5 protein-coding genes and 1 pseudogene are annotated in these 5031 nt (G+C 68.9%); all 6 read left to right on the top strand.

Annotated features, from left to right (window positions below):
* Positions 1-309, top strand: a 309-nt coding sequence (locus B4L26_RS17580) for a glycosyltransferase (protein ID WP_290720959.1), incomplete at its 5' end; no start/stop codon positions are given.
* Positions 310-334: 25 nt separating this feature from the next.
* Positions 335-1810, top strand: a complete 1476-nt coding sequence (murC, locus tag B4L26_RS17575; RefSeq protein ID WP_290720957.1) for a UDP-N-acetylmuramate--L-alanine ligase — start codon at positions 335-337, stop codon at positions 1808-1810.
* Positions 1811-1827: 17 nt separating this feature from the next.
* Entirely contained in the window at positions 1828-2502 is a 675-nt protein-coding gene (locus tag B4L26_RS17570; RefSeq protein ID WP_290720955.1) for a cell division protein FtsQ/DivIB, read from the top strand.
* 143 nt (positions 2503-2645) lie between these two features.
* On the top strand, positions 2646-3833 hold the full coding sequence (ftsZ, locus tag B4L26_RS17565; RefSeq protein ID WP_290720954.1) for a cell division protein FtsZ: 1188 nt from the start codon (positions 2646-2648) through the stop codon (positions 3831-3833).
* On the top strand, positions 3833-4534 hold the full coding sequence (pgeF, locus tag B4L26_RS17560) for a peptidoglycan editing factor PgeF (protein ID WP_290720953.1): 702 nt from the start codon (positions 3833-3835) through the stop codon (positions 4532-4534). The genes ftsZ and pgeF overlap by 1 nt, the downstream gene beginning before the upstream one ends.
* Before the next feature lie 141 nt (positions 4535-4675).
* A pseudogene (locus B4L26_RS17555) lies at positions 4676-5031 on the top strand (cell division protein SepF); the annotation flags it as partial.

Here is a 5031-nt window from a genome sequence, read left to right as displayed (position 1 = left end):
TCGGGGGCGATGACGGTGGCCGAGGTGTCGGCGACCGGGCTGCCCGCGGTGTATGTGCCATTGCCGCACGGCAACGGCGAACAGGAGCTCAACGCGCTGCCCGTCGTGCAGGCCGGCGGTGGGTTGCTGGTGCCCGACGACGAGATGAGCCCGGACTGGGTGGCCCGTGAGGTCCCGGCCCTGTTGGGCGACCCTGCGCGGCTGGCGCAAATGGCCGCCAATGCGGCGGTCGGCGGGCACCGCGATGCGGCGACCCGCGTGGCTTGCGCGGCGTTGGAACTCGCGGAGGGTCACCGCGGTGGCCGATAGCGAGAAGAGAGGATCGGACCAACCGATGGGACAGAACGAGTCGGCGGAGCTGCCGGCCCACCTGCAGCGTGTCCACATGGTGGGGATCGGCGGTGCGGGAATGTCGGGGCTGGCGCGCATCCTGCTCGCGCGCGGCGGCGCCGTGTCGGGATCCGATGCGAAGGACGGCCGCGCGGTACTGGCCCTGCGGACGCGGGGAGCGGTGGTGACCATCGGCCACGACCCGTCGGCGCTCGATTCGCTGCCGGACGGACCCACCGTCGTCGTGTCGACTCGGGCGGCGATCCCGGACTCGAACCCAGAGCTCGTCGAGGCCCGCGAACGGGGGATCGAGGTGGTGATGCGCCCGGCGGTGCTCGCCACCCTCATGTCGGGTTACCGCACTCTGCTGGTCGCGGGCACCCACGGCAAGACGTCGACGACCTCGATGGCCGTGGCCGCTCTTCAGCACAGCGGGGCCGACCCGTCCTTCGCGGTCGGCGGCGAACTCAACGAGTCGGGCACCAACGCCCACCACGGCAGCGGCACCGTCTTCGTCGCCGAGGCCGACGAGAGCGACGGGTCACTGCTGGAATATCCCGCGTCGGTCGTCGTCATCACTAACATCGAGGCCGACCACCTCGACTTCTTCGGCAGCGAGGCGGCCTACGTCGAAGTATTCGACAAGTTCGTCGGCGGCGTGGAATCCGGCGGCGTCGTCGTGGCCTGCGTCGACGACCCCGGGGTGCGGGCCATGCTGGAGCGCACCGAGGAGGCACTGACTGCCAACGACGTGTCGGTGTGGGGCTACGGCCACCATGTGGGCGGCGGGGCACAGCGCCCGGACCATGTCGTCGCGGAGCTGATGGAGTTCACGACGGGTCCCGACGGCGGTATCAGCCGTGTCCGCCTCTATCCGCCGCTGGTCGATGAGGTCTCCGAATTGCGGCTGGTCACGCCGATGCCCGGGGTCCACATGGCGTTGAATGCATTGGCCGCAGTCCTGGCCGGTCACGCAGTGCTGGGGCAGTCGGTGCCGTTGGCGCAGATCGCGGAGGGGATCGCGGAGTTTTCCGGTGTCCGTCGCCGCTTCGAATACCGGGGGAGCGCGGACGGCGTCCGCGTCTACGACGACTACGCCCATCACCCGACGGAGGTCCGCGCAGTACTGTCCGCAGCACGGGCGACGGCGGGCGACGGCCGGGTCGTCGCAGTGTTCCAGCCGCACCTGTACTCGCGCACGCAGGAGTTCGCCCGCGAGTTCGCGACGGCGTTGCGCCTAGCCGACGAGGTCATTGTCGCCGACGTATACGGAGCGCGCGAGGAGCCGCTGCCCGGCGTCAACGGCGGGCTGATCGCCGCGCACATGCGCGGCCGGGGTCGCTTCGTCCCCGATCTGTCCGAGCTGGTGCCCGCGGTGCTCGACGTCGTGGCGCCGGGAGACATCGTGTTGACCCTGGGTGCCGGCGACATCACGATGCAGGGCCCGGAGATCCTGGCGGCACTGGGGGAGCGGGAGTGAGTCGTGCCCGTCGTTGGGTGACGGCCGTCGCAATCGCCGTGCTGGTCGGCGGGTTGGCCGCGGTGGCCTACTTCAGTCCGCTGATGTCGGTGCGCACGGTGTCGGTGCAGGGGTTGGATTCCCCGTCGTCGGTGCTCTCGCAAGATCAGGTGTTGAAGGCCGCACAAGTGCCCAAGGGGCGACCGCTCTTGCAGGTCAACACCTCTCGCGCCGCTTCCCGCGTCGCCGCGATCCCCGCCGTTGAGACTGCCCGGGTACGTCGGCAGTATCCGTCGACGATCGAGGTGATCGTCGTCGAGCGGATGCCGGTCGTGCGGGTGGAGACCGACCGTGCGATACACATCCTCGACCGGCTCGGGGTGCCGTATCGGCACTACGACCGCGGCACGAAGTTGCCGCCAGACCTGGCCAAGTTGCCGGTGCTGGTCACGCCCAACCCGGGTCCGACCGATCCGTCGACGACGACGGCGGTCCGCATCGTGGGGCAGCTCCCGCCGGATCTGCGCGGCTCGGTGGCCTCGATTCAGGCATCGTCGCCGGTGGACGTCCGGTTCGTACTGCGCAACGGCAGCACCGTCGTGTGGGGTGATGAGACGCGCGGCGAGGACAAGGCGGTCGCGTGGCGGGCCATCACGACCCGCAAGGGGAGCTATTACAACGTGTCGAGCCCCGACTTCCCGTCGTACCGGTAGCCACTCGATCACAACTTTGGCGACACGCCGCGGCGATGCTGGCCCCACCAGTCCCCAGTGCCTAGCGTTGCGCGTGGAAGTTCACTACTTGACATAACTCTAAATCTATGGTTTAGGTTGAGGGTTTTTTGGAGGAGGACGCAATGACGTCACCGCACAACTACCTGGCCGTGATCAAAGTCGTCGGCATTGGCGGTGGTGGCGTCAATGCCGTCAACCGGATGATCGAACAGGGCCTCAAGGGCGTCGAGTTCATCGCGATCAACACCGATGCACAGGCGCTGCTCATGAGCGACGCCGACGTGAAGCTCGACGTCGGGCGCGATTCGACGCGCGGTCTGGGCGCCGGTGCCGACCCGGAGGTCGGCCGACGCGCCACCGAGGACAACCGCGACGACATCGAGGAGCTCCTCAAGGGCGCCGATATGGTCTTCGTCACCGCCGGCGAGGGCGGCGGCACGGGCACCGGCGGGGCACCCGTCGTGGCGTCGATCGCCAAGAAGCTCGGCGCGCTGACCGTCGGTGTCGTCACCCGCCCGTTCGACTTCGAGGGCAAGCGGCGCAGCGGCCAGGCCGAGACCGGCATCAACCAGCTGCGCGAGTCCTGCGACACGTTGATCGTCATCCCCAATCAGCGACTCCTGCAGCTCGGCGACCCCAACGTCAGCCTGATGGACGCTTTCCGCAGCGCCGACGAGGTCCTCCTCAACGGCGTGCAGGGCATCACCGACCTCATCACCACGCCGGGGCTTATCAATGTCGACTTCGCCGACGTGAAGGGTGTGATGAGCAACGCCGGCAGTGCCCTGATGGGGATCGGATCTGCCCGTGGCGAGGATCGTGCGAAGAAGGCCGCCGAGGCGGCCATCAACTCCCCGCTGCTCGAGGCCTCCATGGAGGGCGCCCGGGGCGTGCTGTTCTCCATCGCCGGCGGTTCGGATCTGGGTCTGTTCGAGATCAACAATGCGGCCGCCCAGGTCCAGGATGCCGCGCACGAGGATGCCAACATCATCTTCGGCACCGTCATCGACGACAACCTCGGCGACGAAGTCCGGGTCACCGTGATCGCCGCCGGGTTCGACGGCGGCGCACCGCGCCGTCGCGCCGACGACGCGAGGATCGGCCAGACCGCCGTCGCAGCCGGACAGGCCGGCCGGGTCAACCCGCCCGATGCCGGGGATTCGATCTTCAGCTCCCGGTCCGCTGGTGATCCGGCCGCCGCGCGCACCGACGAGCTGCGCATCAACGGCGTCGTGTCGGACGGGGTCGCGATCAACAGCATTCGGATCGAGGACGAAGACGAGGTCGACGTTCCCGACTTCTTGAAGTGATGGGTGCCCTCCGTCGGGTGGTGACCACCCGCGAGGGTGGGGTGTCGGCGCCGCCGTACGACTCGTTCAACCTCGGCGACCACGTCGGCGACGATCCGGCTGCCGTCGCGGCCAACCGGACCCGCTTGGCGCGACACCTGGGGCTGCCCGACGACCGCGTGGTGTGGATGGAGCAGACGCACAGCACCACGGTGACGGTTGTCGATGGGCCGCGCAGCAGACCCGTCCCCGCCAGCGACGGACTGGTCACCACGGTTCCCGGTTTGGCCTTGGCGGTGCTCACCGCTGATTGCGTGCCGGTACTGCTCGGCGACGAGCAGGCCGGGGTGATCGCGGCGGTGCACGCCGGCCGGGTCGGTGCGCGCAACGGCATCGTCGACGAGGCGCTGGCCGTGATGGTCGGACTCGGTGCGCAACCCGAACGGATCAGCGCACTGCTGGGCCCCGCCGCCTCGGGGCACTTCTACGAGGTGCCGCCGGAGATGGCGCGCGATGTGGAGGAGCACCTGCCGGGCAGCCTGTGCCAGACCGACGCCGGGACGACGGGGCTCGATCTGCGCGCGGGGATCGTGCGTCAGCTCACCGAGGCCGGGGTGAGCGCGATCGCCGTCGACCCCCGGTGCACCATCGCCGACGAGAAACTCTTCAGCCACCGACGTTGTGCGCCGACGGGTCGGCTGGCATCGGTGATCTGGCGATAGAAATCTGCGCGTGTCGTGCCGCGCGCGGACCGTTCGCGAGGGCTACGGTGGCACCAATAGAAATTCACATTGGTCACACGAGAAACATCAACCACAATCGTGACGCGGAGTGCCGTCGCCGATCAACGAAAGAGGCCCCAGATGACCACGATGCAGAGGTTCAAGGCGTACTTCGGCATGGTTCCCCCGAGCGACTACGAGGACGACTACCTCGACGACGGGACCGGCCAGGTGCGGCGCGTGCGCTGCCGTGGCGGCTACGACGACTACTACGGCCAGGATTCCTACGCTCGCGACTCGTACGGCGATGACGGCTATGACGACGACCCGTACGGGCCCGAGTCCTACGGCGGCTCCGCTCCTCGCCGCGAGCGCGTCCGTGCGTCGAGCCGCTACGACGAGGACGAGCGCGACTACGCCGCCGTGGGCAACGGTGGATACGTCTACACCGGTGCATCGCGGTCCGGCGCCCGTGGCAGCGCCCGGCTCGAGCCGTT

The organism is Gordonia sp. UBA7599 (assembly GCA_002477755.1).
Lineage (GTDB): Bacteria > Actinomycetota > Actinomycetes > Mycobacteriales > Mycobacteriaceae > Gordonia.
Note: the sequence above shows the minus strand (reverse complement) of the source record. Positions and strands in the feature narration are given on the sequence as shown.